This window comes from Brachybacterium phenoliresistens (assembly GCF_039530785.1).
GTDB lineage: Bacteria > Actinomycetota > Actinomycetes > Actinomycetales > Dermabacteraceae > Brachybacterium > Brachybacterium phenoliresistens.
On the sequence record NZ_BAAAOW010000001.1, the window covers coordinates 837,128 to 862,213 of the forward strand.

The 25,086-nt window shown below is 73.3% G+C and carries 20 protein-coding genes; 9 read left to right on the plus strand and 11 right to left on the minus strand.

The window, feature by feature from the left end:
• Positions 1 to 22 precede the first annotated feature (22 nt).
• The 3 genes from ABD234_RS03875 to ABD234_RS03885 are packed head-to-tail and all read right to left on the minus strand — an operon-like array spanning position 23 to position 5,278.
• Entirely contained in the window at positions 23 to 1,606 is a 1,584-nt protein-coding gene (locus ABD234_RS03875) for a DUF5719 family protein (protein WP_344354135.1), read from the minus strand.
• Positions 1,603 to 4,959 carry a hypothetical protein gene (locus ABD234_RS03880; RefSeq protein WP_344354137.1) on the minus strand — a complete coding sequence of 1,119 codons (3,357 nt, stop codon included), beginning with the start codon at positions 4,957 to 4,959 and terminating at the stop codon, positions 1,603 to 1,605. Before ABD234_RS03880 ends, ABD234_RS03875 begins: the two co-directional genes overlap by 4 nt.
• A gap of 19 nt (positions 4,960 to 4,978) precedes the next feature.
• Positions 4,979 to 5,278, minus strand: a complete 300-nt coding sequence (locus tag ABD234_RS03885; RefSeq protein WP_038372861.1) for a WhiB family transcriptional regulator — start codon at positions 5,276 to 5,278, stop codon at positions 4,979 to 4,981.
• Positions 5,279 to 5,488: 210 nt separating this feature from the next.
• On the opposite strand from ABD234_RS03885, the gene ABD234_RS03890 reads away from it, so the two are divergent.
• Both ABD234_RS03890 and ABD234_RS03895 read left to right on the plus strand, forming a co-directional pair.
• On the plus strand, positions 5,489 to 6,667 hold the full coding sequence (locus tag ABD234_RS03890) for a coenzyme F420-0:L-glutamate ligase (protein WP_344354139.1): 1,179 nt from the start codon (positions 5,489 to 5,491) through the stop codon (positions 6,665 to 6,667).
• On the plus strand, positions 6,664 to 7,434 hold the full coding sequence (locus tag ABD234_RS03895; protein ID WP_344354141.1) for a TIGR03089 family protein: 771 nt from the start codon (positions 6,664 to 6,666) through the stop codon (positions 7,432 to 7,434). The genes ABD234_RS03890 and ABD234_RS03895 overlap by 4 nt, the downstream gene beginning before the upstream one ends.
• Before the next feature lie 16 nt (positions 7,435 to 7,450).
• On the opposite strand, the gene ABD234_RS03900 is transcribed toward ABD234_RS03895, so the two are convergent.
• The 6 genes from ABD234_RS03900 to ABD234_RS03925 form a co-directional block, all read right to left on the minus strand.
• Positions 7,451 to 8,164 carry an ABC transporter ATP-binding protein gene (locus tag ABD234_RS03900; RefSeq protein ID WP_038372976.1) on the minus strand — a complete coding sequence of 238 codons (714 nt, stop codon included), beginning with the start codon at positions 8,162 to 8,164 and terminating at the stop codon, positions 7,451 to 7,453.
• Positions 8,165 to 8,238: 74 nt separating this feature from the next.
• Positions 8,239 to 9,153: an ABC transporter permease gene (locus ABD234_RS03905; protein ID WP_425546776.1), complete on the minus strand. Its 915-nt coding sequence runs from the start codon at positions 9,151 to 9,153 to the stop codon at positions 8,239 to 8,241.
• Between the two features lie 8 nt (positions 9,154 to 9,161).
• Entirely contained in the window at positions 9,162 to 11,204 is a 2,043-nt protein-coding gene (locus tag ABD234_RS03910; RefSeq protein WP_344354144.1) for a glycosyltransferase, read from the minus strand.
• Positions 11,205 to 11,215: 11 nt separating this feature from the next.
• Positions 11,216 to 12,373: a UDP-galactopyranose mutase gene (glf, locus tag ABD234_RS03915; protein WP_038372859.1), complete on the minus strand. Its 1,158-nt coding sequence runs from the start codon at positions 12,371 to 12,373 to the stop codon at positions 11,216 to 11,218.
• A 105-nt stretch (positions 12,374 to 12,478) separates the two neighbouring features.
• The gene (locus ABD234_RS03920; RefSeq protein ID WP_344354146.1) at positions 12,479 to 13,303 is read right to left on the minus strand and encodes a glycosyltransferase; all 825 of its coding nucleotides are present in this window, start codon (positions 13,301 to 13,303) and stop codon (positions 12,479 to 12,481) included.
• Positions 13,300 to 14,283, minus strand: coding sequence for a glycosyltransferase (locus ABD234_RS03925; protein ID WP_344354147.1), 984 nt, complete (start codon positions 14,281 to 14,283; stop codon positions 13,300 to 13,302). The genes ABD234_RS03920 and ABD234_RS03925 overlap by 4 nt, the downstream gene beginning before the upstream one ends.
• A 390-nt stretch (positions 14,284 to 14,673) precedes the next feature.
• On the opposite strand from ABD234_RS03925, the gene ABD234_RS03930 reads away from it, so the two are divergent.
• Positions 14,674 to 15,933, plus strand: coding sequence for an LCP family protein (locus tag ABD234_RS03930; protein WP_344354149.1), 1,260 nt, complete (start codon positions 14,674 to 14,676; stop codon positions 15,931 to 15,933).
• Positions 15,934 to 16,037: 104 nt separating this feature from the next.
• Complete coding sequence (locus tag ABD234_RS03935) at positions 16,038 to 16,862, plus strand: hypothetical protein (protein WP_038372857.1); 825 nt, start codon at positions 16,038 to 16,040, stop codon at positions 16,860 to 16,862.
• Positions 16,863 to 16,890: 28 nt separating this feature from the next.
• On the opposite strand, the gene ABD234_RS03940 is transcribed toward ABD234_RS03935, so the two are convergent.
• The gene (locus ABD234_RS03940) at positions 16,891 to 17,574 is read right to left on the minus strand and encodes a glycosyltransferase family 2 protein (RefSeq protein WP_038372856.1); all 684 of its coding nucleotides are present in this window, start codon (positions 17,572 to 17,574) and stop codon (positions 16,891 to 16,893) included.
• Positions 17,575 to 17,764: 190 nt separating this feature from the next.
• Here ABD234_RS03940 and ABD234_RS03945 point away from each other — a divergent pair, with 190 nt between their 5' ends.
• From ABD234_RS03945 to ABD234_RS03965, 5 genes are all read left to right on the plus strand, one after another.
• Positions 17,765 to 19,090, plus strand: a complete 1,326-nt coding sequence (locus ABD234_RS03945) for a nucleotide sugar dehydrogenase (protein ID WP_038372854.1) — start codon at positions 17,765 to 17,767, stop codon at positions 19,088 to 19,090.
• Positions 19,091 to 19,094: 4 nt separating this feature from the next.
• Positions 19,095 to 19,532 (plus strand): DUF2304 domain-containing protein, encoded by a 438-nt coding sequence (locus tag ABD234_RS03950; protein ID WP_084148506.1) that lies wholly within the window; start codon positions 19,095 to 19,097, stop codon positions 19,530 to 19,532.
• 13 nt (positions 19,533 to 19,545) lie between these two features.
• Positions 19,546 to 21,495 (plus strand): DUF6541 family protein, encoded by a 1,950-nt coding sequence (locus tag ABD234_RS03955; RefSeq protein ID WP_344354151.1) that lies wholly within the window; start codon positions 19,546 to 19,548, stop codon positions 21,493 to 21,495.
• 4 nt (positions 21,496 to 21,499) lie between these two features.
• A complete protein-coding gene (locus ABD234_RS03960) occupies positions 21,500 to 22,561 on the plus strand; it encodes an acyltransferase (RefSeq protein ID WP_344354268.1) in 1,062 nt (353 codons plus the stop codon).
• 276 nt (positions 22,562 to 22,837) lie between these two features.
• Positions 22,838 to 23,881 (plus strand): D-glucuronyl C5-epimerase family protein, encoded by a 1,044-nt coding sequence (locus ABD234_RS03965; RefSeq protein WP_344354153.1) that lies wholly within the window; start codon positions 22,838 to 22,840, stop codon positions 23,879 to 23,881.
• Positions 23,882 to 23,925: 44 nt separating this feature from the next.
• Here the strand turns inward: ABD234_RS03965 and ABD234_RS03970 are convergent, their stop codons facing one another.
• Positions 23,926 to 25,083, minus strand: a complete 1,158-nt coding sequence (locus tag ABD234_RS03970; RefSeq protein ID WP_344354155.1) for an acyltransferase family protein — start codon at positions 25,081 to 25,083, stop codon at positions 23,926 to 23,928.
• Positions 25,084 to 25,086: the final 3 nt, after the last annotated feature.

Consider the following 25,086-nt stretch of genomic DNA (forward strand, 5'->3'; position numbering starts at 1 on the left):
GCCGGCGGGGCCGACGCGCGGCTCAGCGGACCTGGACGGCCAGGGCTCCGGTCTCGCGACGGGCGGGGGCGACGGTGCAGGTGGACAGCAGCGGACCCAGGGCCGGGTCGTGCTCGACCTGCACCCAGGCCGCGTGGAGGACCCGCGCCGCCCCGGCGGTGATGGCGAGGCCGGCCGGGGTGCCGGTGGTGCCCGTCAGCTCGGTCGCGGGGACGGTCACGATCCGCCCCGCGGGCACGTCGCGCTCGATGACGTCCCCGGCGCCCCCATCGGCGCCGACGGGGATCACGGTGGCGGAGGTGTCCTCGGTGGCCGCCAGGGCGAGCAGGCCGAAGGGCCCCAGCGCCGGCAGCGCGAGCACGGCGCCGCCGCCCAGGGCGGGGGCGGGGCCGGCGATCGCGAGGTCGGCCTGCACCCCGAGGGTCCCACCGGGGAGGCGGGCCCCCGGCGCGCGGGAGCGGACCACGGCGTCGATCGGCCGGTCGGCCTGCACCCGGACGACGTAGTCGCCCGGGGCGGTGATCGGCAGCGGGACGGCGAGCACCGTCCCGGCGGGCAGCTCGAGGCCGCCGAGCCCTGCCAGGGGCAGCGCACCGGCGGGGCCGAGCACGGTGACATCGGCCGCCGCCCCGGTGCCGCCGGGGTTCTGGAGCACCAGCAGCGGCGGCTCCTCGGCGGAGCTCACGTGCACGCCGGGGATCATCGGGGACGGCGCCGCCGGCGGCAGCGGCGAGAGGATCTGGGCGCCGCGGGGCGTGAGGCCGTCGCGCTCGGCGGTGCTCACGTGCATCAGCAGGGGCGCGCCCACGGTCACCACGCGCAGGCCCACGGCCTGCTGACCGGCGGCGACGGTGTCCAGCAGGAGCTGCTGCTCCGCCCCGGGGGCGACGACGATCTGGCTGCGGCCCTGCATCGCGGCGGGGCCGTCGGGGGTCCACACCTGGACCGCCGCGGTCGCGGGACGGGAGGAGACGTTGCGCAGCACCAGCACCGAGGTGGTCCCCGGCAGCGTCCCCATGCCGAGGAAGGACGCATCGACCACCGGGGACAGCATCCGCGTCAGCGAGAGCGAGCGGAAGTCGCCGGTGTCGGTGTGGGTGCTCTGGACGGCGTCGGCGACGGGGAGGCCGCCGTCGGCCGCGGCGAGCACGGCGACGGGGGCGCCGGCGAGCTCGGGGACCGCGAGGGCCAGGGCGCCCAGGCCCAGGGCGGTCGGCTCGGCGGCGGTCTCGGCGCCGTCCTCGTCGGTCACGGCGATGCTCGGGGCCAGCGGGTTGCCGTCCTGGTCCTGCAGCGTGGTGCTGGTGCTGACGCGGCCGAACAGGAGCGAGGAGTCCTCCTCCAGGGCCACCGCGCCGATGCCGATGTCGGGGCTGGGCGGCACCACGGCGAACTCCTCGTCGCCTCCGCCCGCCTCGAGGATCGCGGCCGGGACGGTGAGGGGCCCCTCGGCGTGGAGGGTGAGGGCGCCGGGGGCGGCCACGGACTGCGGCCGCACGATCTCGCCGAGACCGGGCGTGCCGCGGGAGGACAGGGCGACCGCCCCGGCCCCGACCAGGGGCAGCAGGCTGAGGGCCCCGAGCAGGGGCCGGCGCGCGATGCTCATGAGGGGACCTCCGTGCGGACGCCGCGGCGGCGCCAGGGCACCGCGGTCAGGGCGGTGAGGACGACCGTCGCGCCGAGCAGGATCTGTGCCGGGAGGCGGAAGGGCTGCTCCCGCTCGATGCGGACCTCTCCCCCGGTGCCGGCGGGCAGCACGAAGCCCTGGGCCCAGTCGTCCAGGCGGACGGCCTCCAGCTCGGTGCCTCCGACGGTCGCGGTCCACTCGGCGTCGAAGCGCTCGGACAGCACGAGGACCCGCTCCTCGTCCGCGGCGTCGACGGTGCCCTCGGCCGTGATGACCTGGCTGCCGATCGGGACGGTCTCGGAGGCTCCCGCCTGCTGCCCCGTCCGGCCCGCCCAGGCGCGCGGAGCGCTGTCCACGAGCCGCCAGAGGCCGCCGGTGGTCGTCTGGGTGACCTTCTCCAGCCGCGGCGAGCTGTCCAGCGCGCTCGCGAGGGCCTCCTGCTCCCCGAGGGAGCCGGGGACGACGATGTACTCGATGCCCAGCAGACGCATCGCGTCCACGGACGCGGCATCCGGCGGGGAGGAGCTGAGCAGCTGGGCGGCGGACTCGCGCAGGGCGGTGGTGCCGGGATCGGTGCCGACGGAGCCGTCCTCCGCGACGGCGTCGATGATCCGCGCCTCGGCGAAGCCGGAGTGCTCGATCGCGGAGTCGCCGCCGCCGACCACGAGCTGGGCCCGGACCTGATCAGGGCCTGCGGCGCGCAGGACGAGCACGCGCTGGCGGTCCCCGGAGCGGCCGCTGTCGGCGGCCGCGGCCGGAACCTCGACGGTGGTGTCGCGATGCAGCCCCAGCACGGCGGGCAGCCCCATGGACCAGCCCACCACGAGCGCCGTGCACACCGCGGCCATCACCCATGCCGCGCCGAGGGACAGCACGCGACGGGGCCGGGAGATCGTGGGGCCGCGGCGGGCGAGGGCGTCGAAGGTGCACCCGGCGCCCAGCAGCACGGCGAGCAGGGCGATGCTCACCAGCCCGTGCTGGGAGGCGGACAGCAGCGCGCCGTCCTCCACGGCGATCGGCGTGCGCGCGGCGAGCACCGCGAGGGCCAGGGCCACCGCGGCCACCAGCAGGGCCAGGCGGCCCGCGCGGGCGGCATCGCCCTCGAGGAAGGGTGCGGCGCAGGCGGCGAGGACCACGGGCGCCAGCAGCAGCACCGGCAGCATGGCCGCGGTGGTGCCGCCGAGGACGGGCGCGAGCAGCTGCCACGCCGGGGTCACCACGGGCCACAGGGAGATCACGGTGATCCCGCTCTGCTGCCCGGCGGGGGTGCCCGGGATCCCGGCCAGGAGCGTCGCCGGGTGGTGGACGTACTGCGCGATGTACGGCAGGTGCAGCGCGATCGAGGGCACCAGGACCCAGATCAGGCGGCTGCGGCGGCCGGGCACGGAGGGCGCGAGCAGCGCCAGGGCCAGCGCCGTCACCAGCACCAGCACCGGCTGGGCGGCGCCGATGACCAGCAGCACGAGCCCGCCGGCGGCGGCCGCGGAGACGCTCGCCTGCGAGACGCGGTGCGGGAGGCCGATCGCCCGGCCGACGGCCAGGGCCAGCAGCGGCAGCAGCATGTGCACGAGCAGCGCCTGCCAGGCCCCGGAGGCGAGGGCGGACAGCACCGTGGGCGCGCTCGCCCACACCACCGCGATCGCCAGGCGGGCCCCGATGGCACGGGTCAGGGCCCCGGCGGCCCACCAGGCGGCGAGCGCGGAGACCGGAACGGCCGTGAAGACGATCGCCTCGACCAGGAGGCCTCCCGGCACCGGGACCGAGCCCAGCAGGCGGATCAGCGGATCCGCCGGCCCTCGCGCGCCGAGATCTCCGGGGATCCAGCTCGACCAGGCGGCCTGGGCGGTCTCGCGCCAGTCCTCGGGCAGCGGGAGGAACGACGGCCCGGCCAGGTCGCCGCGCCCGAACAGCGAGCGCAGGGCGATCAGGGAGATGCAGGTCGCGCCGAGCGCCAGCACCAGGGTCCAGACGCCGTGACGGCCGAAGTCGGCGTCGTCGGCGCCATGGGTCGTCCCGGAGATGCCCCAGGTGGTGCGGCGGATCCGGCGGGTGCGGTCGTCATCGGCGAACAGCCGCGTCCACACCGTGTCGATCTGCTGGCGCAGGTCCTCGCCGCGCGGGAGGTACAGCGGCGCCAGGCGCCGGCGCGGCACGGGGGATCGCCGCGAGATCACCGCGGACTGCGCGAGCGCCCGCGGGGTGCCGCGCAGCATGGCGATCCATGCCATCACCTCGGCGCCGGCGAGCCGGGGACGGTGCACGACGATCGCCCCGAGCATCCGGGCGAGCGTCATCAGCGGGGTGAGCAGCAGGAACAGGACCGCGTACGGCAGGGGGCGGTGCTTCAGCAGCGTCAGCAGCTGGCCGCGGCGGTGCTCGCGCAGTCGGGCGGCCTCGTCGCCCGGGGGCGCCGGGGAGACGGCGCGCGCCGCGGCGACGACCGCGACCCTCTCGCCGCCGCGCCAGACCCGGTGGCAGAGGTCGATCTCCGCCCAGGGGGCGGGCAGCGCCGCGTCGAAGCCGCCGACGTCCACGAGCGTGGACTCGCGCACGAGCATCCCCGGCAGCGCGACGGCGAGGACGTCCTCGCGCCAGTCGAGCTGGCCCTGGTCGATCTCGCCGGGCTCGACGCCCGTATGGATGCGGCCGCCGTGGGTGAGGGTGAGGCCGACGTCGACGAGCCCGTCGGCGTCATCGGCTGAGAGGAGGTGCTCGGACAGCGGCACCGCGTCGCGGTGGCGGACCCGCTTCGGCCCGGCCACGGCGGTCGACGGCGAGCGCCCGACGACCTCGAGCAGCTCCTCGAGGGCCCGGCGCCCGGGGGCGGAGTCCTCGGGGACGAACCAGAGCCAGGAGTCGCCGTCCAGGGCGCGGCGCCGGCCGGCGCCGCGGCGGCCCGGAGCCCCGGTGCGCTCGCGCAGCCGCACGGGCACCTGGGCGATCGTGTCGGCCTCCTTGAGCTCGCGGCGCACGGCCTCGTCCACGTCGATGTCCAGCGCGCGGCGGCCGCTGCCGGAGGTGGGGGCCTCCTGCTCGACGGGACGCCGGACGGGCGGCAGGCGGTCGGGGTCGGCGAGCAGGTCCAGCACGTGCCGCACGGCCCCGACGTGGCCGACCGCCGCCGAGGTGCGCAGGAGCTCGTCGATGCCGCCGGCGTCGAACGCCTCGTCCACGACCGCCTCGGTGCCGTCGGGGAGGTCCGAGGGCGCGACGACGACGACCCGGTCCGGAGGTCGGGTCTGCGCCTGGAGCGCCGCGAAGGTCTCCCGATGATGCGTCGGCGTGTCCCGCGGGGAGAGCAGGACGACGGCGGTGACGATGCGGTGGGTCACGGCCAGCGCGGCGGCCGCGTCAGACGGCCCGGCGCTTGAGCTTGCGGCGCTCGCGCTCGGAGAGACCGCCCCAGATGCCGAAGCGCTCGTCGTTCTCCAGCGCGTACTCGAGGCACTCGGCGCGCACCTCGCACGAGACGCAGACCTTCTTGGCCTCTCGGGTCGAGCCGCCCTTCTCGGGGAAGAACGCCTCGGGATCGGTCTGGGCGCACAGGGCCCGCTCCTGCCATGACAGCTCTGCCTCGTCGCCCTCGACGTCGGCGAAGCTCAGGAGGTTCAGTTCGACGGGGGCGGTATCCTCCGGCTGATTGCTGTCCATCGGCACCTGTCCTTCCACCTGAGGTCTCCAGGATCCGGCGGCTGACGGACCTGGATGCGGATGCTGCGGAGCATGCACTCGCGTCGCCCTAAAATACACCGGTGTAGTTCCCGCCCGTCAAGCCCGCCGTCGCCGCGGCCTCGGCCGCCGTGCCCGGCGTCACCGCACCTGCCGCCCACCTCCCGCCCTCCCGCCGCCCCCAGGAGCACCATGGAGACGCACCCCCGCACCGCACCGCACCCGCCCGCCGCGCCCCGGCCGGGCCGGGTCGAGGTGCTCCCGCTGCACGGCGTGCCCGAGGTCGCCCCCGGCGACGACCTGGCCGCCCTGCTGCTGCGCGCCCTCGAGCTCCCGGACGGGCCGGGGCTGGAGGACGGGGACGTGCTGTGCGTGTCCACCAAGGTCGTCTCCAAGGCCCTGGGCCTGGTGATCGACCCCGCCGAGAAGCAGGAGGCCATCGCCGCGCAGACGGTCCGCCTGGTGGCGCGCCGCCGGCACGACCGGACGGTCACCTCGGTGGTCCAGACCCCGCACGGCGCGGTGATGGCCGCGGCGGGGATCGACGGGTCCAACGCCCCCGACGGCCTGCTGCTGCTGCCCGAGGACCCGGACGCCGAGGCCGGACGGCTGCGCGACCGGCTGCTGGAGCTCATCGCCCGGACCGGCCCGGCCCCGCGGATCGGCGTGGTCCTCACCGACACCTCCTCGCGGATCTGGCGCCGGGGCGTGGGCGACATCGCCCTGGGCTGCGCGGGCGTCGCCTCGCTCCAGGACCTGCGCGGCAGCGCCGATGCAGGCGGCCGCACCCTCTCGCTGACCGTGCGCGACCTCGCCGACGAGCTCGCCGCCGCGGCGGACCTCGTCAAGGGCAAGGCCTCCGCCGTGCCCGCGGCCCTCGTGCGCGGGGTGCCGGGGGCCCTCTCCCCCGCCGTCCCGGCCGGCGATCTGAACCGCCTGCCCCCGGAGGACTGGTTCGCCCGCCCGTCCCTGGAGTCGGTGTGGCAGGCCCTCGGCCTGCCTCCGGAGTCCGAGCCCGTGGCGCGCATGGACCCCGAGGAGCCGGCGATCCGGATCGCCCGGGCGCTCGAGGTCGCCCTGGTGCCCCGCGGCGGGTCCTCCCCCGCGGCGGCCGGCGAGGGGACCGGGGCCCCGGCGGCCGCCTCCGCCGAGCTCGTCGGCCCGCAGCGGATCCGCATCCGCCCCGCCGGCGCCGCGCCGGCCGCGCTGCTGGCCGCGGGCGCGCTCGCGGAGCGGGTGCGCACCGCCCTCGCGGCCGAGCACGACTGGTCGCCGCTGCCCGCTGTGGCGGTGGAGATCGACCTGCCGGGCGAGGATGATGGGACCGCCCCCGACCGATCCCCTGCGCACGACCCCCAGGAGCTGCGATGACCCCCGAGCTGCGAGGCCCCGGCCCCTCCCGAGAGCCGGCCCCCGACGGGGGCGTCCCGGAGCGCGGCGCCCGCATCGACCGTCCGGCCGCGCGGCTGCTGGCCGCCCTCGAGGCGCTCGGGCCGCGGCCCGCGCTCGCCTGGCACGGCGAGCCGGGACGGGTGGAGCTGTCCGGGCACGTGCTGGCCAACTGGATCGTCAAGAGCGTCAACCACCTCGATCAGGAGCTCCTGCTGAGCCCCGGGGACCTGGTGGTCATCGACCTCGCCCCGCACTGGAAGCGCCTGGTCCTGGCCGTGGCCGCCTGGTCCCTGGGCGCCCGGGTCGTGCCGGCCGATGCGCTCGGCCCCGGCGAGGCCGCACGGGTCGCGGTGACCGACCGCCCGGAGGCGGGCCCCGCCGCCGATGCCGAGGAGGTGCTCGCCGTGGACGCCGTCTCCCTCGCCATGCGGTTCTCCGGGACCCTGCCGCCGCTGGCCCACGACTGGGTGCAGGAGGTGCGCGCGCATGCGGACGTCCTGGTGGCGGTGCTGCCGGCGTGGAGCGGCCCGGAGATCCACGAGGATCTCGCCGGCGGCGCGGAGCCTGCCGGACAGCGGGAGCTTCCCCGGCCGCTGCTGCTGGAGCAGGACGGCTTCGACGAGCCGGCGGCGGCGGTGGCGGCGCTGATCTCCGGGCGCGGCGTCGCCGGTCCGGCCCGTGCCCTGGGCGGGCTCCCGGGCGCCGACGGGGTGCTGCCCGCGCGCCCGCATCGGGCCCGTTCCTGAACGGCCCCGTCCCGGATCAGGACTCGCGCAGGGTGCGCACCGCCTGGACGGGGTCGCCGTCGAAGACGATGCGGCCGCCGCGCAGCACGACGATGCGGCTGCACAGCGACTCGAGCATGTCCAGCTCGTGCGAGACGACGACCATCGTCCGCCCGGCCTCCTGCAGCTCGCGGATCCGCTCCAGGCACTTGGCCTGGAAGGGCTCGTCGCCCACGGAGAGGATCTCGTCGACCAGGAAGATGTCCGGATCGGTGTGCACCGCCACCGAGAAGGCCAGCCGCAGGAACATGCCCGAGCTGTAGTACTTCACATCGGTGTCGATGAACTGCTCGATCTCGCTGAAGGCGAGGATGTCGTCGAAGCGCTCGTCGATCTGCTGGCGGGACATGCCGAGGATCGCGCCGTTGAGGTAGACGTTCTCGCGGCCCGAGAGGTCGGGGTGGAAACCGGCGCCCACCTCGATGAGTCCCGCCACCCGGCCGCGCAGCATGACGCGGCCCTCGTCGGGGAAGAGCACGCCCGAGATGGTCTTCAGCAGGGTGGACTTGCCCGAGCCGTTGAAGCCGATCAGGCCGACCGTCTCCCCCGCCCGCACGGTGAGGTCGACGTCGTCCAGGGCCATGAAGGTGTCGGCCAGCTTCTTGCGCTGCAGGGCCGAGAAGACCAGCTGCTTGAGGGAGTGGTCGTGGCGCAGCGAGAAGCGCTTGGAGACATGCTGGACGCGCACCATCTCGCGGGCGGCGGCGGGCGTCACGGGGCCTGCGCCGCCGCCGGGGCCGGGGGCGTCCGGAGGAGGAAGGGTCATCACAGCTCCTGGGCGAAGCGGCGCTTGGACCGCTCGAAGACGACGGTGCCCACGACGAAGGTCGCCGCGGCGATCAGCAGTCCCGCCCACCACAGGCCGAAGGGCTCCCCGGGCTGGGTGAGGGTCGGGTCCGCCGGGACCTTCGCGACGACGTGGGGGCCGTAGCGCCAGAAGGCGACATGGAACAGCTCGACCACGATGGTCAGCGGGTTCAGCTGGTACAGCCACCACAGGACGGTCCCGCCGATGGCCTCCTGCACCATCGCGATGCGGTAGAGGACCGGGGAGAGCCAGGTGGCGACCATGACGATGAGGTCCACGAAGTTCTCCACGTCGCGGAAGGCGGCGTTCAGCGCCGCGCCCAGCAGGCCCAGGCCCATCGTGAACACCAGCAGGATCACCATGCCCAGGGCGAAGGCGGCCACGGACGTCGGCGAGGGCCTCCAGCCGAACAGCAGCGCGCCGACCACCAGCACCACCAGCTGCGGCAGGAAGTGCACCAGGGCCACGATCATGCTCGACCAGGGGAACAGCTGGCTGGGCAGGTAGATCTTCGAGACCAGGGGCGCGTTGCCGGTGATGGAGCGGGTGGCGTTGCCGAAGACCTCCCCGAACAGGTTCACCACCACGATGCCGCTGAACAGGTACACGGCGTAGGCCGGGGTGTCCTTGGACAGCTGCAGGAAGACGCCGAGGGCGATGTAGAAGACGACGAACTGGACGGCGGGCTTCACGTAGCTCCACACCATGCCCAGCACGCTGCCGCGGTAGCGGACCCGCAGCTCCTTCTTCACCAGCAGGCGCAGCAGGAAGCGCTCGGTCACCGGGTTCAGCCAGCCGGCGTCGGTCCCGGGCGCGCGCCAGCCCTCGGCGCGCTCGGCCCGGGACGGACCGCGCACCGCCGGCCTCGTCATGGCCTCGCTCACGCGGTCCTGCCTCCGGCGGCGCCGTCCTTCTCCCGCTGCGGGGCGGGGTTGGCGGCGAAGGTCCGCTCCCAGGCCGCGAAGGAGGTGATCTCCCCGGCGGCATCGCGGTACTGCTGCTGCAGCTCGTTCCAGCGCCGGTACAGCTCCACGTGGGCGCCGATGGCGGTGGTGAGCATGCTGCGCACCGTCTCCGGGCGGCGCTTGTACCAGGAGACCTGGGTGCCCTCGGCGTTGGAGACCAGGGCGCTGTCGTAGTGGGCCAGGCGCCACCAGCGGGCGTCCTGGTGCGGGATGGCGGCCTGCGGGTTCTCCGCGGCGCGCTCCTGCGTGGGGGCGACCAGCTGCTTGACCAGGGTCTTGGCCGTCCACAGCGGCAGCAGCGCGCGGTGCGGCTCGGTGAAGGGCCGTCCCTTGCGCGGCGGCTTGTCCACGTGGATCTCGGGGTACTGGTCGGCGTCCTTGCGGGCGACGGCGTCGTCGAAGTCCTTCGCCATGCCGCGGATCGCCGGGAGCTTGGTGCCGATCTCCTCGTGCAGGACGTGGGGCCCGCGCAGCACGTCGGACTGGGCCAGCAGGCGCCCCGCCTCCGTGAAGTACTGCATGGAGATCAGGTGCTTGACGTCCATGAACTGCGACTCCTTCACGACCCGGCCACCACGGGGGTACGGGGAGTGCAGCAGAGCGGTGATGATGCGGTTGCGCTCGTGGAAGTAGGCCTGCCAGCCGACCAGGTCGTCCTTGTCGATCCAGGACACGTGCCACACGCCCGCGCCCGGCAGGGACACCGTCGGGTACCCGGCCTTCTTGGCGCGCAGGCCGTACTCGGCGTCGTCCCACTTGATGAACACGGGCAGGGCCAGGCCGATGGCCCGGACGGTCTCGGTGGGGATCATGCACATCCACCAGCCGTTGTAGTCCACGTCCGCGCGGCGGTGCAGCCACGGCGTGGAGCGCAGCGGCTCGAGGGCGAAGTCGTGGCCCAGGGTGCCGTCGGCCGAGGGCAGCGCCGGCTGGATCCGCCAGGGGTCCACGATCTCGCCGAAGGTGTGCAGCACGGAGCGGTTGTTCAGGTCGAACATGTGCGCGCCGACGATGGTGGGCGTGCGGGCGAAGTCCGCGAAGGTCTTCAGGCGCAGCAGCGACTCCGGCTCGATGACGATGTCGTCGTCGCAGTTGACGACGTAGGTCGAGGAGTTGGCGGTGGCCGCCTCGTACATCCCGCGGGAGAAGCCGCCGGAGCCGCCGATGTTCCCCTGCTCGATGATCTGCAGCTGCGAGCCCATCGCCTCCTGCAGCGGGGCCAGCTCCGCGTGGTCGCGCAGCCGGTCCGAGCCCTGGTCCACGACGTACATGACGTCCAGCACCGCGCGCAGGTCCTCGTTGCCCGCGAGCGCCCGGATGTTGTCCAGGCAGTAGGACACCTTGTTCATCGTGGTCATGGCGATGGAGAAGGTGCCCTCGGTGCGGGCGAGGGAGGCGTCCGCGCTCCAGGCGGCGCCGGCGACGGTGATGTCCTCCGCCCCGGCGTACACGTCGAACCAGTACCAGCCGCCGTCCCCGAAGGCCTCCAGCGGCAGGGTGAACACGCTCTCGCTGACGCCGTCGACGGGGCGGAAGTCCTGCCGCTGGATCGAGCCGCGGGCGTTCGAGCGGTACACGACGATCTGGCCGCGGCCCACCGTCGAGACGGTCAGGGTCACCTCGCGCACGCGGGACCAGCGCCGCCAGTAGCCGGCGGGGAAGGCGTTGAAGTAGGTGCCGAAGGAGCGCATCGCCCCCGCGGGGACCGGGGCGCTGTGCCGGGCGCTGAGATCGCCGACGTCCACCTGCGAGTGGCTCATCGACGTCCGCTGGCCGCCGGCGCCGTCCCCGCGGGGCGCGGCGGCCTCCGAGCCGAGGCCGAAGGACCCGGCGGAGGTGGAATGCGCGGTGGTCTGCTCGATGTACAGCGGGACGACGTCCGGCGTCGGCTCGAGCGGGAGGATCAGCCGCTGCAGCAGGCGGTGGCCGGCGGGCGTCGCGGTGGGGGTGGTGCTCACAGGGGTGCTCCTCAGGATCGCAGCAGGTCGGGCAGCTTGTTGTCGGCCATGGACAGGGCCGCGCCGATCGCCATGTGCATGTCCAGGTACTGGTAGGTGCCCAGGCGTCCGCCGAACAGGGTCCGCGGCTCGGCATCGGCCAGCTCGCGGTAGGCCAGCAGGGTCTCGCGGTCCGAGGCCGCGTTGATCGGGTAGTACGGCTCGTCCCCGGACTCCGCGAAGCGGGAGTACTCGCGCTGGATCACGGTGGCGTCGCGCGGGTAGTCGCGCTCGGGGTGGAAGTGGCGCGGCTCGATGATGCGGGTGTAGGGGACCTCGGCGTCGGCGTAGTTCATGACGGAGGTGCCCTGGAAGTCGCCGACCTCGAGATGCTCGGTCTCCAGGTCGATGGTGCGCCAGCCGAGCGTGCCCGCCGAGTAGTCGAAGTAGCGGTCGATGGGCCCGGTGTACACCACCGGGATCCGCCCGCGCACGGCGTCCTTGTTCCACGGCTGATCGGTGTCGAAGAAGTCCGTGGACAGCTGCACGTCGATCGAGGGGTTGTCGGCCATCCGCTCGAGCCAGGCGGTGTACCCCTGGGCGGGCAGGCCCTCGTAGGCGTCGTTGAAGTAGCGGTTGTCGTAGGTGTAGCGCACCGGCAGGCGCGAGATGATCGAGGCGGGCAGGTCCTTGGGGTCCGTCTGCCACTGCTTGCCGGTGTAGTTCTTGATGAACGCCTCGTACAGCGGGCGGCCGATCAGCGAGATGCCCTTCTCGTCGAGGTTCTCCGGATCGGTGCCGGCCAGCTCCCCGGCCTGCTCGGCGATGAGCTCGCGCGCCTGGTCGGGGGTGAGGGCGGCGCGGAAGAACTGGTTGATGGTGCCGAGGTTGATCGGCATGGGGTACACCACGCCCTGGTGGTTCGTGTACACCTTGTGCTGGTAGTTCGTGAACTCCGTGAACCGGCGCACGTAGTCCCACACCCGGGTGTTCGAGGTGTGGAAGAGGTGGGCGCCGTACTTGTGGATCTCGATGCCGGTGGCCTCGTCGCGCTCCGAGTAGGCGTTGCCGCCGAGGTGGTCGCGCCGGTCGATGATCGTCACCTTCGCGCCGTGCTGCTCCACCGCCCGCTCGGCGATGGTCAGTCCGAACAGTCCGGATCCGACGATGAGGAGGTCAGGAGTCGCCACGGGTGTGCCTTTCGGTTCTCGGGCTGCGAACAGGGCCACAGTAGCCCAGCGGGTCCGCGGCCCCGGGGGACCCGCGCCGGGAGGCCGGGCGGGAGGGAAGGAGGGTCACAGAACGCCCTCCACGACGGTGCGGTAGCCCACGCGGCGCAGCCATCCCGGCGCGAAGCGGTAGGCGCCGCGGCGGCCGATGTTCGCCAGCATCTGCCCCGGTGTGGTGACCCGGTCCTGCCAGAGGATCCGCTGCAGGCGCAGGTCGCTGGTGAACATGCGCCAGCCGCCGCGACGGGCGAACAGCCGCGTATCGACGCGGTAGTCCACGAGCACCTCGGGGAGGTTCGCGGTGCGGGCGCCGGCCAGGAGCATCCGCTCCCACAGCCAGTAGTCCTCGAGGTGGTCCAGCACCCGGTAGCCGCCGGCCGCGAGGGCCACCTCCCGGCGCATCACCACCGTGGGGTGATGGAACGGGCTGTGGAAGGGGAGGTAGTCCCGGATCGCCTCGTGCGTGAGCGGGCGGCGGCGCAGCGGCCCCCGCCCCGGCGGGCGCTCGTCGGAGAACTCCTGCATGGCGCTGCCGAGCAGGTCCAGCTCGTCCATCAGCGGGATCTGGCGGGCGAAGCGCTCGGGCCGGCACAGGTCGTCGGCATCGGCGCGGGCCACCAGCTCGGTCCGGGCCATCGTGAGACCCTCCTGCAGCACGGGGGCGAGGCCGCGGTGCTCGGGGCATCGCCGCACGCGCGCCGGCCCGTAGCGGCCTGCCTCGACGTCGACCAGGACCCGCTCGAGGTCCTCGGGCACGGGGCCGTCCACGACCACGAGCAGCTCGTCGGGCCGCAGGCTCTGGGAGGTCGTCGCCGAGGCGAGGGCGTCGGCGAAGCGGTCGGGGGCGTCCCCGCGCCACAGGGGCACCAGGACAGTGAACGGCGAGCTCATGTGCGTCCGGCCTCCCGCTCGATCCGGGCGATGCTCGCCGCGACCTCCGGGTCCGACCCCGCGAGCACGCTCGCGGAGGGGCGCGGCCCGCCGCGCAGCGCGTCGCGCAGCCCGCGCAGCGCCACGGGTCCCAGACGGCGGGGGCGGGCGCGCAGCAGCCGCAGCCATCCGCGGGCGGTGCTGCCGCCGTACAGGATGCGCTCGACCGGGGTGAACGAGCGGGTGCGGGTCAGGGCCCAGAGGCGGTTGCGCACGTCGTAGTAGAAGCGGTCCCCCGGATCCGTCTGCGCGTCGCCGAAGGCCTTGGTGCGGTGCTCGACGACGGAGGCGGCCACGTGCACGCCGCGCCCCCGCCGCAGCAGGCGCCCGGTGTGCTCGAAGTCGTCGGACCAGATGAAGTAATCGGCGTGCGGCAGGCCCAGGCGACGCACGTCCTCGCCGCGCAGGAACGCCGAGACGTAGCTCGCCGTCCGGATCGGGCGGGCCCCGATGGCCGCGGCGTCGGCCCGCTCCCGGGCCGATGCCCGCCAGCGTGTGCGCGGCGTGTTCATCGGGTGGTCGCGGCCGTCGGTCCACACGGCGCGCGAGCTGAGCAGGCTCAGCCGCACGGGGGACGCGGCGGCGGCGTCCAGCAGGGCGGCCAGGGCCGTGGGCCGAGCGACGGTGTCGTCGTCCATGATCCAGATCCAGTCCGCCCGATGGACCTCGAGCGCCCGGGCGATCCCGGCCGCGAACCCGCCGGCCCCGCCCACGTTGCGGTGCAGATGCAGGACATCCGCGGCCACCGGATGCTCATCGGCGATGCGGCCCGAGGAGTCCGTGGAGGCGTTGTCGACGACCACCACGGCATCGGGGCGCCGGGTCTGCTGCGCGAGGGCGTCCAGGCACTGGCCCACCAGCTGCTCGCGGTTGTAGGTCACCACGACGGCCACCACCACCACCGGCTCGGCGGCCGGGGCCGGTCCGCGCTGCTCGATCACGGGGCCTCCTGGGCTGTCGGACCTGGTCTGTCGATCCCGGACCCCTGCGCGCGGGCGCGACGCAGGTGCCGGGCGCCGCCGGCGAGGAGCGGGCGGCGCCCCTGAAGTCTACGGAGGCTCGGGGGTCATCGGTCCCAGGCAGGGCCGAGCCCGCGCGAGGAAGCCGTGAAGGTTCCGTGGAGCGCGTGCGGAGCACGTGCGACGGGCCTCGGGCGTGACCGGGCACGTGCCCCCGGGGCGCCCTCCCCCGGTGTGAAGGTTCCCCGGAGATCGCCGTCCCGTGCAGGACGCGGGAGGGCCCCGGCGCCCCCACGGGCTACCCTGGCCAGCGCGCGGCACGCCCCGGCACGCCGCCGCAGGACGCATCCGGACCCCAGCTGGAGGATCATCGTGGACGAACGCGACCGCCGAGACAGGCAGCGCCCCGGTGCGCCGCGACGCCCCTCCGCCAGCCGCGCCCGGGCCGGGGGCAGCGCACGGCCGGTGCCGTCGTCGGCCTCCGGCGACGCCGCCTCCCAGCAGCGGGCCTGGGCCTCCGCCGGGCGCGCGCCGCTCCCCCCGCGGGCCGCCGGGGCGGCCGGCGTCGAGGAGCCCACCCGCGTCGACCACCGGGCCCTGGACGGCGCCGACGAGGCCCTCGCCGGGCGACCGGGGCCGCCGCGCGAGCGGCACGGCGGCGAGGGCGGCCGGCGGCGCGGCGGACGCTCGGGGATCTCGCGCGTGCCGCGACCGATCCGCCTGGGGGCCACGCTGCTGGTGCTGCTGCTGATCATCACCGGCGGCTGGTTCGCCGGGCTCGCGCTCTGGGCGGACTCCCGGATCGAGCACGTGGACGCGCTCAGCGACGCCGACGGGACCCCGGGGACGACCTGGCTCATCGCCGGCTCCGACCGCCGCGACGGGGAGGCCGTCTCCGACGACGGCACCACCGGACAGCGCGCCGACACGATGATGCTGCTGCACAAGGCCCGCAACGGGAACACGTACCTCGTCTCCCTTCCCCGGGACACCCTCGTGGACATCCCCGGCCACGGCGGCTACAAGCTCAACGCCGCCTATGCGATGGGCGGGCCCTCGCTGCTGGTCCAGACCGTCGAGCAGTTCACCGGCATGACCATCGACCACTACGTCGAGGTCGGCTTCGACGGCGTGACCGGCGTGGTCGACGCCGTCGGCACCGTCAACCTGTGCATCGACCAGGACGTGGACGACGAGAAATCCGGCCTGAAGATGACCGAGGGCTGCCATGACGTCGGCGGGGAGCAGGCGCTGGCCTTCGTGCGAGCCCGCTACTTCGACCCCACCGCGGATCTCGGGCGCCAGCAGCGCCAGCAGCAGTTCGTCTCGGCGCTGATGGACCGGGTGACCAGTCCCTCGGTCGCGCTCAACCCCGTCACCCAGGTCCGCCTGGCCGGGGCCGGCTCCGCCTCGCTGCGCACCAGCGAGGGGACGGGCCTGGTCGACGTGGGCCGGATGGGGCTCTCGATGCGCGGCGCCATGAACGGCGGCACGGCCCTGACCATGCCGATCGAGGACCCCGCCTACCCGACCAAGCACTCCGGGGTGGCCATCCTCACCGACGAGAACGACATCTCCGCGTTCTTCGGCTCCATCCTGGACGGCACCGCCCAGCCCGCCCCGGCGAGCTGAGCGGCCGCTGGCCAGGTCGCGGCGAGCGCGCCGCGCCATCCCCTGATCCGAGCTCCGGCCCTGCGGCCGGCACGAGAGCTCCCCCGTACGAGACGAGGACGTCGATGACCGCCTGGACCCCGCCCCGCAGCGCCCTCCGGCTCGCCGCCGCGATGAGCCTCCTCGCCGTCGCGGCGACGGCCTGCAGCGCCCCGGATCCCGGACCGGCGGCGGAGACCACCCGTCCGGCCTCGCAGACCGACACCGCACCGGCCGACGGCGGCATCGGCGGACCCTCCGACGGGGGCGGCGCGTCGGACGGCGGTGCGTCGGACGGCGGCGGCGTCGCGGAGCCGGAGCTGCACCCGCGGGTGCTGCTGGCGACCGAGCCGGGCGGGCCGCGGCTCGAGGCCGACGCCCTCGCGGCCGTGCTCGAGGACCGCCTGGGCGCGCCGGCCGAGTGCGACGGCCCGCTCGACCTCGACGGCGGCGACCCGCAGACCTGCGGGGCGCCCCTCGGCGGGGAGAGCGAGGAGGACGCGGTCTGGGTCGGGCAGGGGGTGCAGGTTCCCGGTCCGGCCGGGGAGGGGCCGCGCAGGGCCGTGCTGTTCACCGTCGACGTGCGCCTGAGCGATGAGGCCTCGCTCGCGCTCGGCGAGGACCGGGTCCTGTCCGCGCTGCCGATGGGCAGCATGTACGGGGCCGCCCCCGTCCCGGCCGATCAGCTCGGCGAGGACGCCCTGCGCACCCTCACCTCGGGCAGCGCCCTGACCGCCCCCGTCACGACGTACACGGCGGTGCGCTGCACGCAGGCGCTGGACTTCTCGCAGCTGGAGCCCGTGGAATGCCTCGGGGTGCGCGCGGACGGCGCCGAGGAGCCGCTGTGGGTGCTGCCGGGCCCCTTCGCCGGCACCGACCAGGGGCTGATCGTCTCCTCCCCCGCCGCCTGAGCCCCGGGGCTCGCCGGGACCGCGGAGATCAGCGGAAGAGCATGTCGATGACGATGTTCACCGAGTTCAGCACGGACTGCCCCTTGGCGCGCGAGTAGTCGGTGTACAGGATGTGCACCGGGTGCTCGCGCACGGTCAGCTCGTGGCGGCCGATCTCCTCGACGATCTCGGAGGCGTGGGCCATGCGGTTCTGCTCGATGGTGATGCGCTCGCAGGCCGAGCGCCCCAGCACCCGCAGCCCGTTGTGCGCGTCGGTGAGGTGCACCCCGCTGGTGAGGTTCGAGTACCACACGGCGCCGCGCAGGACGATGCGCTTGATCAGCCCCGGCTTGGTGCGCCCGTCCAGGAAGCGCGATCCCAGCACCACGTCCACGCCCTCGCTCTCGCGCAGGGAGATCATGGCGGCGGCGTCGTCGACCTGATGCTGACCGTCCGCGTCGAAGGTGACCACCTGGGTCATCGCCGGGTCGCGCAGGGCGTAGTCGATGCCGGTCTTCAGCGCCGCGCCCTGCCCCATGTTGTACGGGTGGCGGACCACGGCCGCCCCGGCGGCCGCGGCGATCGCCGCGGAGCGGTCGCTGCTGCCGTCGTCCACGCACACCACCAGCGGATACCGCTCGCGCAGCTGGGCGACGACCTCGCCGATCACCGGGCCCTCGTTGAACAGAGGGATCACGAACCAGGTGCGGTCCGCACCGGGGGCGTCGCTCATGTGCGCTCCTCGCCTTGCTGCTGGGGTGGTCCTGCGGGTCCCGCCCATCGCAGGCCGGGTGCCACGCGGTGGGAACAGTCACGGGCCACGCGGCCCCGCCTGGGTGAACGACCCCGGCCAGGAGGATACCCTGTCAGACGCATCGGCCCGTGCAGGGCCCGCCTTCGCCGCGAGAGAGAGAAGCACCATCGTGAAGACTGCCGTCGTCGCCCTCGGGAAGATCGGCCTGCCGCTCGCCGTCCAGTTCGCAGATGCCGGCCACGAGGTGATCGGGGTCGACGTCAGCGAGCGCCAGGTCGAGCTGATCAACCGTGCCGAGGAGCCCTTCCCCGGCGAGGCGCACCTGGCCGAGAAGCTCGCCGAGCTGGTCCCCGCCGGTCGCCTCCGCGCGACCACCGACTACGCCGAGGCCATCCCCGGCGCGGACGCCGTCGTCATCGTCGTCCCGCTGTTCGTGGACGACGCCACCTGGGAGCCGGACTTCGCGTGGATGGACGGCGCCACCCGCTCCCTGGCCGAGCACCTCACCCCGGGCACCCTCGTCTCCTACGAGACGACCCTGCCGGTGGGCACGCTGCGCGGACGCTTCGTGCCGATGATCGAGGAGATCTCCGGGCTGAAGGAGTCCGAGGACTTCTTCGCCGTGTTCTCCCCCGAGCGCGTGCTGACCGGCCGCGTCTTCGAGGACCTGCGCAAGTACCCCAAGCTGATCGGCGCGATCAGCGAGGAGGGCACCCGCCGCGCCCGCGAGTTCTACGAGTCGGCGCTGACCTTCGACGAGCGGCCCGACCTGCCCCGCCCCAACGGCGTGTGGGACCTCGGCTCCCCGGAGGCCTCCGAGCTGGCCAAGCTCGCCGAGACCACCTACCGCGACGTGAACATCGGCCTGGCCAACGAGTTCGCGCTGTACGCGCAGGACAACGGGATCGACGTGTACAAGGTCATCGAGGCCTCGAACTCGCAGCCCTACAGCCACATCCACCAGCCCGGCATCGCCGTGGGCGGGCACTGCATCCCCGTCTACCCGCGCCTGTACCTCTCCACCGACCCGCAGGCCGAGACCGTGCGCACCGCGCGCGTGCTCAACGCCTCCGTCCCGGCGCGCCTGGTCGAGCGGGCCGCGGGCCTGCTGGGCGACCTCACCGGCCTGAAGGCCGTCGTGCTCGGTGCGGCGTACCGCGCCGGGGTGAAGGAGACCGCCTTCTCCGGCGTGTTCCCCACCGTCGAGGAGCTCACGAAGCGCGGCGCCGAGGTCACGGTGCACGACCCCTTCTACTCCGACGAGGAGCTGGCGGGCCTGGGATTCGCCGCCCACCACATCGGCGAGGGCGCGGACCTCGTGATCGTGCAGACGAACCACCCGGAGTACCGCGAGCTGTCCAGCGCGGACGTCCCCGGGGTGCGCCTGCTGATCGACGGCCGCAACATCACCACCGCCGAGAAGTGGGCAGGCACCCCCCGCCTCGTGCTCGGCGACGGCAGCGCCTCGACCCACCTCGCCGACCAGGACGCCTGACCCCGTGACCGGCGCCGACCTGATCCTCGCCCTGGGCCCGATCTCGGGAGGTCCGCGCAGCGCCCTGATCATCCAGGTGCTGCTGATCCTCGGGATCCTGGGCATCACGGCCTGGCTGTTCCGCACCCGCGGGGCGAAGCAGCTGGCCGTGCGCCGCCTGCTGATCATCGCCTTCGCCCTGTTCGCGGTGGTCGCCGTCGCCTTCCCCTCGATCACCACCCGGGTCGCCAACCTGGTGGGCGTGGGCCGCGGCAGCGACCTGCTGCTGTACGCGACGGTCGTCGTGCTGCTGGGCTTCCTCGCCCTGCAGGAGGCCCGCACGAAGAACACGGAGAAGCGCACCACCTACCTCGCGCGCCGGATCGCCCTGGACGAGGCCGAGCCCCCCGTCGACTACCGCGCCCGCTCCCTGGGCGGGACCCCGCGGGCCGAGGGGTCGTGAGCGGGGCGCGGGCATGACGACGCTGCTGCTCCTGCTGGGGTGCGCCGCACTGGTCCTGGTGGCCGTGTACGTCCCCGGGTATGCCGTCGCCCGCCTCGCCGGCGCGCACCGGCTGCTCTCCCTCGCGATCGCCCCCGCGATCGCCTCGGCGATCGCGGGGATCACCGCGATCCTCGCCGGCGCCGCCGGGCTGAACTGGTCGCTGCTCCCGTACGCCCTGGGCTCCCTCGGGGCCGCGGGCGCGGCCTGGGGCCTGCGCCGGGCCGGGCTGGAGCTGCACGGCACCGCGCTGCAGGAGCGCGTCCCGCTGCTCTCCGTGATCCCCTTCGGCCGATGGTGGACGCTCGGCGCGGCGGCGATCGCCGTGGTGCCCGTGGCCGTCGCCGCCGGCAGCGCGGACCGCGTCCTGGAGCGCTGGGACGCGCTCTACCACCTCTCGGCCCTGCAGCGGATCCGCGAGACCGGGAACGCCTCCAGCCTGGTCATCGGCTCCGTCTCGAACTCCACCGCCGATCCCACGATGTACCCGGGCGGCTTCCACGCCCTGGCCTCCCTCATCCCCGCCGCGCCGATCCCTGTGGTCCTGAACGCCTCGGTGCTGGTCCTCGCCCTGGTGCCGTGGGTGCTGGGCACGGCGGTCCTGGCCCGCGCGGTGTGGCCCCGGGTGCGCTGGGCATCGGCCGCCGCCGCGATCCTCGCGGCCCTCGCCCCGGCCAGTCCGCTGGACCTGTGGGCGCACCTGTCCCCCACCCCGAACCTCGTGGGCTTCTCGATGATGCCGGGCGTGCTCGCCGCGGCGGTCGTGCTGTGGCGCGACGTGCTGCGCGTGGTGACGGTGCGCATGCGTCGTCGCGCGGCGCACCCCGAGCTGTCGGCCCCGCTGCCGCTGCGGCGACTGCTGGCCTCCCTCGTGATGCTCGCGACCTGCGGGATCGGGCTGGCACTGATGCACCCGAACGTCGCGGTGATGACCCTGATCATCCTCGCGGTCCTCACCGGTGCGACCGGTATGCCGATGTGGCGGCGCCGGCCCGCACTGGCCCTGGCGCCGGTGCTGGCGCTGGTGCCGGTCGCCGTGCTGGCCTGGACACCGCTGGCCGCGATGGTCGTCGGCTACGGGGGCGGGCTCGTCATCTCCTGGTGGGCGGCTCTCGGCGAGATCGGCCTGGGCCTGCTGACCGTGTGGCCGATGACCATCGGGGTGGCCATCGCGATCCTGTGGTGGCCGGGGCTGATCCGCACCGCGGCCTCCGCCCCGCATCGGTGGCTGGCCCTGGCCTGGCTGGTGGTGGCGATCCTCTACTTCGACGCCGCCGTGGACTCCTCCTGGAACCTCTCGGCCCTGTTCTACCGCGGGCAGGATCGGATCGCTCTGCCCGTGACGACGTTGTCCATCCTGCTGGCGGTGCCGGGCCTGCAGGTGCTCTCGCGCCTGGTCGCCCGTCCGGGCGTGCCGGTGCGGCGCACCGTCGTCCTCGCACTCACGGCACTCGCAGTGGCCATCGCCGGGACCTCGATCCCGATCCGCTACGACGACGCCTCGAAGAACCTGGCCTGGGAGTACCCCGGCCGCGGCCGGTTCCTCCAGCAGGACGAGGTGGAGGCCTTCGCCCGCGTCGCCCCGGAGATCCGCGGCACCGGGACGATCCTGGCCAGCCCGTTCACGGGGGCCTCCCACATGTATGCCCTCGAAGGACTGGATGTGTACTTCCCGGTCGCGGGGATGTCGGGGCGGCCCCTGGACCGCGAGCTCCTGCGGGCGGCTCCGCTCGCTGCGACCGATCCGGCCTCGTGCACGCTGCTCGAGGACGCGGGCATCGGCTACATCTACCAGGACAGGCGGCTGTATGCCTACTCGCCGACCTACGACACCCTGAACACCGTCCAGGAGGACATCGGTACGGTGGTCTTCGAGACAGACCATTCCCGCCTTCTCAAGGTGGATTGCTCCCCGGGGGCCTGAGCACATCACCGACCGACGCTACCTCCCCTTCCTCGACGTCACCAGGATCTTCGCAGTGCTGGGCGTGGTGGCGATCCACGTCGTCGGAGAGAGCGTCGAGGACGGCACCGCCCCACTGGCGCAGGACGTCCTGCGCGCGGCTCTCATGGCTGCTGTCCCCGTGTTCGTGATGATGTCCGGCGCACTGAACCTGGCCCCGAACGCCCTGCGCGATGGCTCGACGGAGTTCCTGCGGCGCCGGGCACGTCGCGTCCTGCCGGCTCTGGCCATCTGGTCCGTGTTCTACATGGTCGTGATCCGCGGGATGGTGCTGAACGAGGACATCTCCACGGACATGTCCCTCGAGCTGATCGTGATGGGCAAGCCCTATGTTCATCTGTACTTCCTCATCGCGATCGCCGGCCTCTACATCATGACGCCCGTCCTCCAGGCATTCCTCGAACGGGACGAGGGCCGCCGCGCCTGGATCGTCGGGGGCGTCGCCTCTGCCTGGATGGTCCTGGCGATGGCTCCCGGCCAGCTGGTGAAGGCAGGAATCCTGGTCACCTCCCCTGTTCAGGAGAGCGCGATGACCTGGCCTCTCCTGCTGACCGGCTACTACGTGCTGGGCAGAGCCATGATCGTGCGCCCCGTCCCTCGACCCGTGGCGTGGGCAGGACTCGCCCTGGCACCCTTCTTCGTGCTCCTCATGGCCTGGGTCTTCCCTCGCTCCACCATGGAGCAGACGGGCGGGGCACCATCCGCCTGGGCGCTCGTCCTCGCTCCGGACTACCCGTCCCTGCCGGTCCTGCTCTACTCCGTCCTGCTCATGGCTGGCCTGTCCTCCCTGCTGCGCGACTGGCAGGTGGGTGACCGCGCTCGACGATGGCTCAGACCGCTCGGAGAGGCGACCTTCGGGATCTTCCTGGTGCACTACGCCGTCCTGGTGCTGCTGCGGCGGCTTCTTCCCGCGCTGGACGGACCATCCACGCACAGCGCGTTGGCCGCCTGGACGCTGACTGTCGTCATCTCCACGCTCATCGCGACGATCGGCCGAAAGGTCCCCGGCGTGCGCCTGGTCCTCTGAGCACTCCCGCCCCATGGGCTCCGAGCGCGCAGCGCCCGGTCGAGCTCAAAGCCGGAGGGCCTGCCCTGGCTGGGACGACGGAGCGCAGCCGATGAGAGTCCTCGTGAGGTCTCGCCGCCCCGGCATCCGTCCGCTTCTCGAACGCGCCGCGTGCGGCCCGGGGTACAGGTGCGCAGCGGGAGAGAAGCTCGCCCACCGCGTCACGGTACGGTCACGAATCTCTTCTCCAAAGCGCTTTCCCGACGACCCGAGGAATCCTGACCGTATGCTGGCCCCGTGGGGATCGATGAGCCGAGGATTCGGCGACGCAACGCCTTGAGAGGCATGGCAGCGGCGGGACTCCTGGGTATCGGTGCGGGCGGCGCGGGCGGCCTGTTCGTCGGGTCGCGCTGGCCATTCGGGCCGAACTGGGTGACCCGCTCCTTCGATTTCGATCTCGAAATCGGCTCTCCCTATGTGATGGGATATCGCGGAGCGTACGAGCCGAACAGGCCGGTCGACGACGACGGCATCGTCATCACCGATAACAAGGGGCAGCGGGTCTACCACCCGGTGGATTCCTGCTGGTATCTCTTCCCCGAGCTCCACAGCTACGAGGTCGACGGCGACCCAGCACGCCTCCACGCCGTGCTCGCGACGACGGAATACCTGCTGGCCGGCGCCGAGGAGCATCAGATTCCCTCTCAGGCGACCGACGCCCCGGAATCAGCCCCGACGTCGCTGTGGTTCCCTTATCACTTCGCCCACGCTCCTGGTGGCCTCGAGAACCACGTCCCCTGGTATTCGGGCATGGCGCAGGGAATGATGCTGTCCCATCTGGTGCGGCTCCACGAGGTCACAGGGGAGGACGAGTGGCTCGACGATGCCGATCTGGTATTCAACTCGTTCCGCCACTACCGCGATGGGTCTCAGGCGGCGAGCTCCCCGTGGTTCGTATCCTTCATCGATCGCGATGATGCGCGTTATACCGCTTTCGAGGAATATCCGTCGAACAATCCCGGGCAGCTCTCCAGCGTCGTCAACGGGAACATCTATGCGATGTGGGGAGTCTACGACTACCTCCGAGCGACCGGAGATCGGTATGCGCGGAGGCTGCTCTCCCGAGCGCTGGCATCTCTCGCCGGATCCTTCCCTTACTACCGGGCCGCAGGCAGCACGTCGCTGTACGGGCTGACGCCCTGGAGCCATCTGACCTGGAAGAACCCGGCCAGCTACCATCGCGGCGTGATCACCCAGCTGCGCCGAACTGCTGCGTTCTCTCGAGACCCTCAATTCCTCCAGCAGGCAGATCTGCTCGCCCTGGATGACCCCGGGGAGTAGCCCCGAGAGACGACCTGCCGATGCGGACCGGGATGCCGGACCGTTCACTCCACGGCGCGGAATCTGTCGTCGCCCCAGCGCCGCAGGATCCGCTCCATCGGCCGCTCCACTGCGTAGTGCAGGAGGCACGCGGCGCCCACGCAGGCGCACAGCAGGATGAGAGCGAGCACGGGGCTGTCATGGCGACCGGCGGCCTCCCGGAACGCATAGAGGACCGTTGCGTGGACGAGGTAGAACGCGTAGGAGATGTCGCCGCCGAGCACGATGGGCCGCCACCGCATCGGGGAGGTGCGACCTGCCAGGTCGATCGAGGCGAACATGGCGATCATCAGGCCGTAGACCACCGGGGGACCGAATCGCACCACGACCTGCACCGCCACCAGCGTCTCGCCCTCCAGGGGGGTGCGGGTGAGGGCCCAGAACCCGAGGATCACGGCGATGCCCATCGCGACGGGAACGCACCACGGCACGGTGATGCGCAGCCCGCGGCGCATGGCGAGAGCGATGAGCATCCCGAGGAAGAACTGCCAGAGGAAGGAGATCGCCGCCGGGAGGTCGATCCCCGGCCAGGAGCAGACCACGCCGAGCCCCAGGACGATCACGGCGACCGCGCCGAGCGCGATCCCGTGCAGCCGAACGAACAGCCGGTTCAGGATCGGATGCAGGAAGTAGAACAGGCCCTCGCAGGACAGGGTCCAGGCCGCCGGGTTGCCTCCCATGAGGATCGCGATGTCCCGGAAGAACCCCTGCAGGAGGACCGCCGAGAGGACGATGGGCAGCCAGGAGAACTCCTTCTGCCACGAGCCGGCGGACGGCCCCAGCACCGCATAGAACACAGGGATCGCCAGGAGAAGCGCCACCAGGTGCGCCGGCCAGATGCGTGCCACGCGACGGGTCCAGAACTGCGGCACCGTCACGCCCGGCCGAGCGGACCAGGTGAGCACGAATCCGGACAGGACGAAGAAGAACATCACCCCCGTGTATCCGACTCCGGCAAGGTCAAGACCTGGGAAGTCTCCGACATTGCGGTAGTGATGCGCGAACACGCCGAACGCCGCCCACCAGCGCAGTCCCGTCAGCGAATCCAGCCGACGGCTCGCCGTCCCGGGGACGGGGGTCCGCGCAGAGCCCGGGGCCGCCGATGGGAGGGCTCCGGGCGCACCGACGGTCGCCGGGTTCGCGAGCTGCCGGGGGTTCTGCACAGC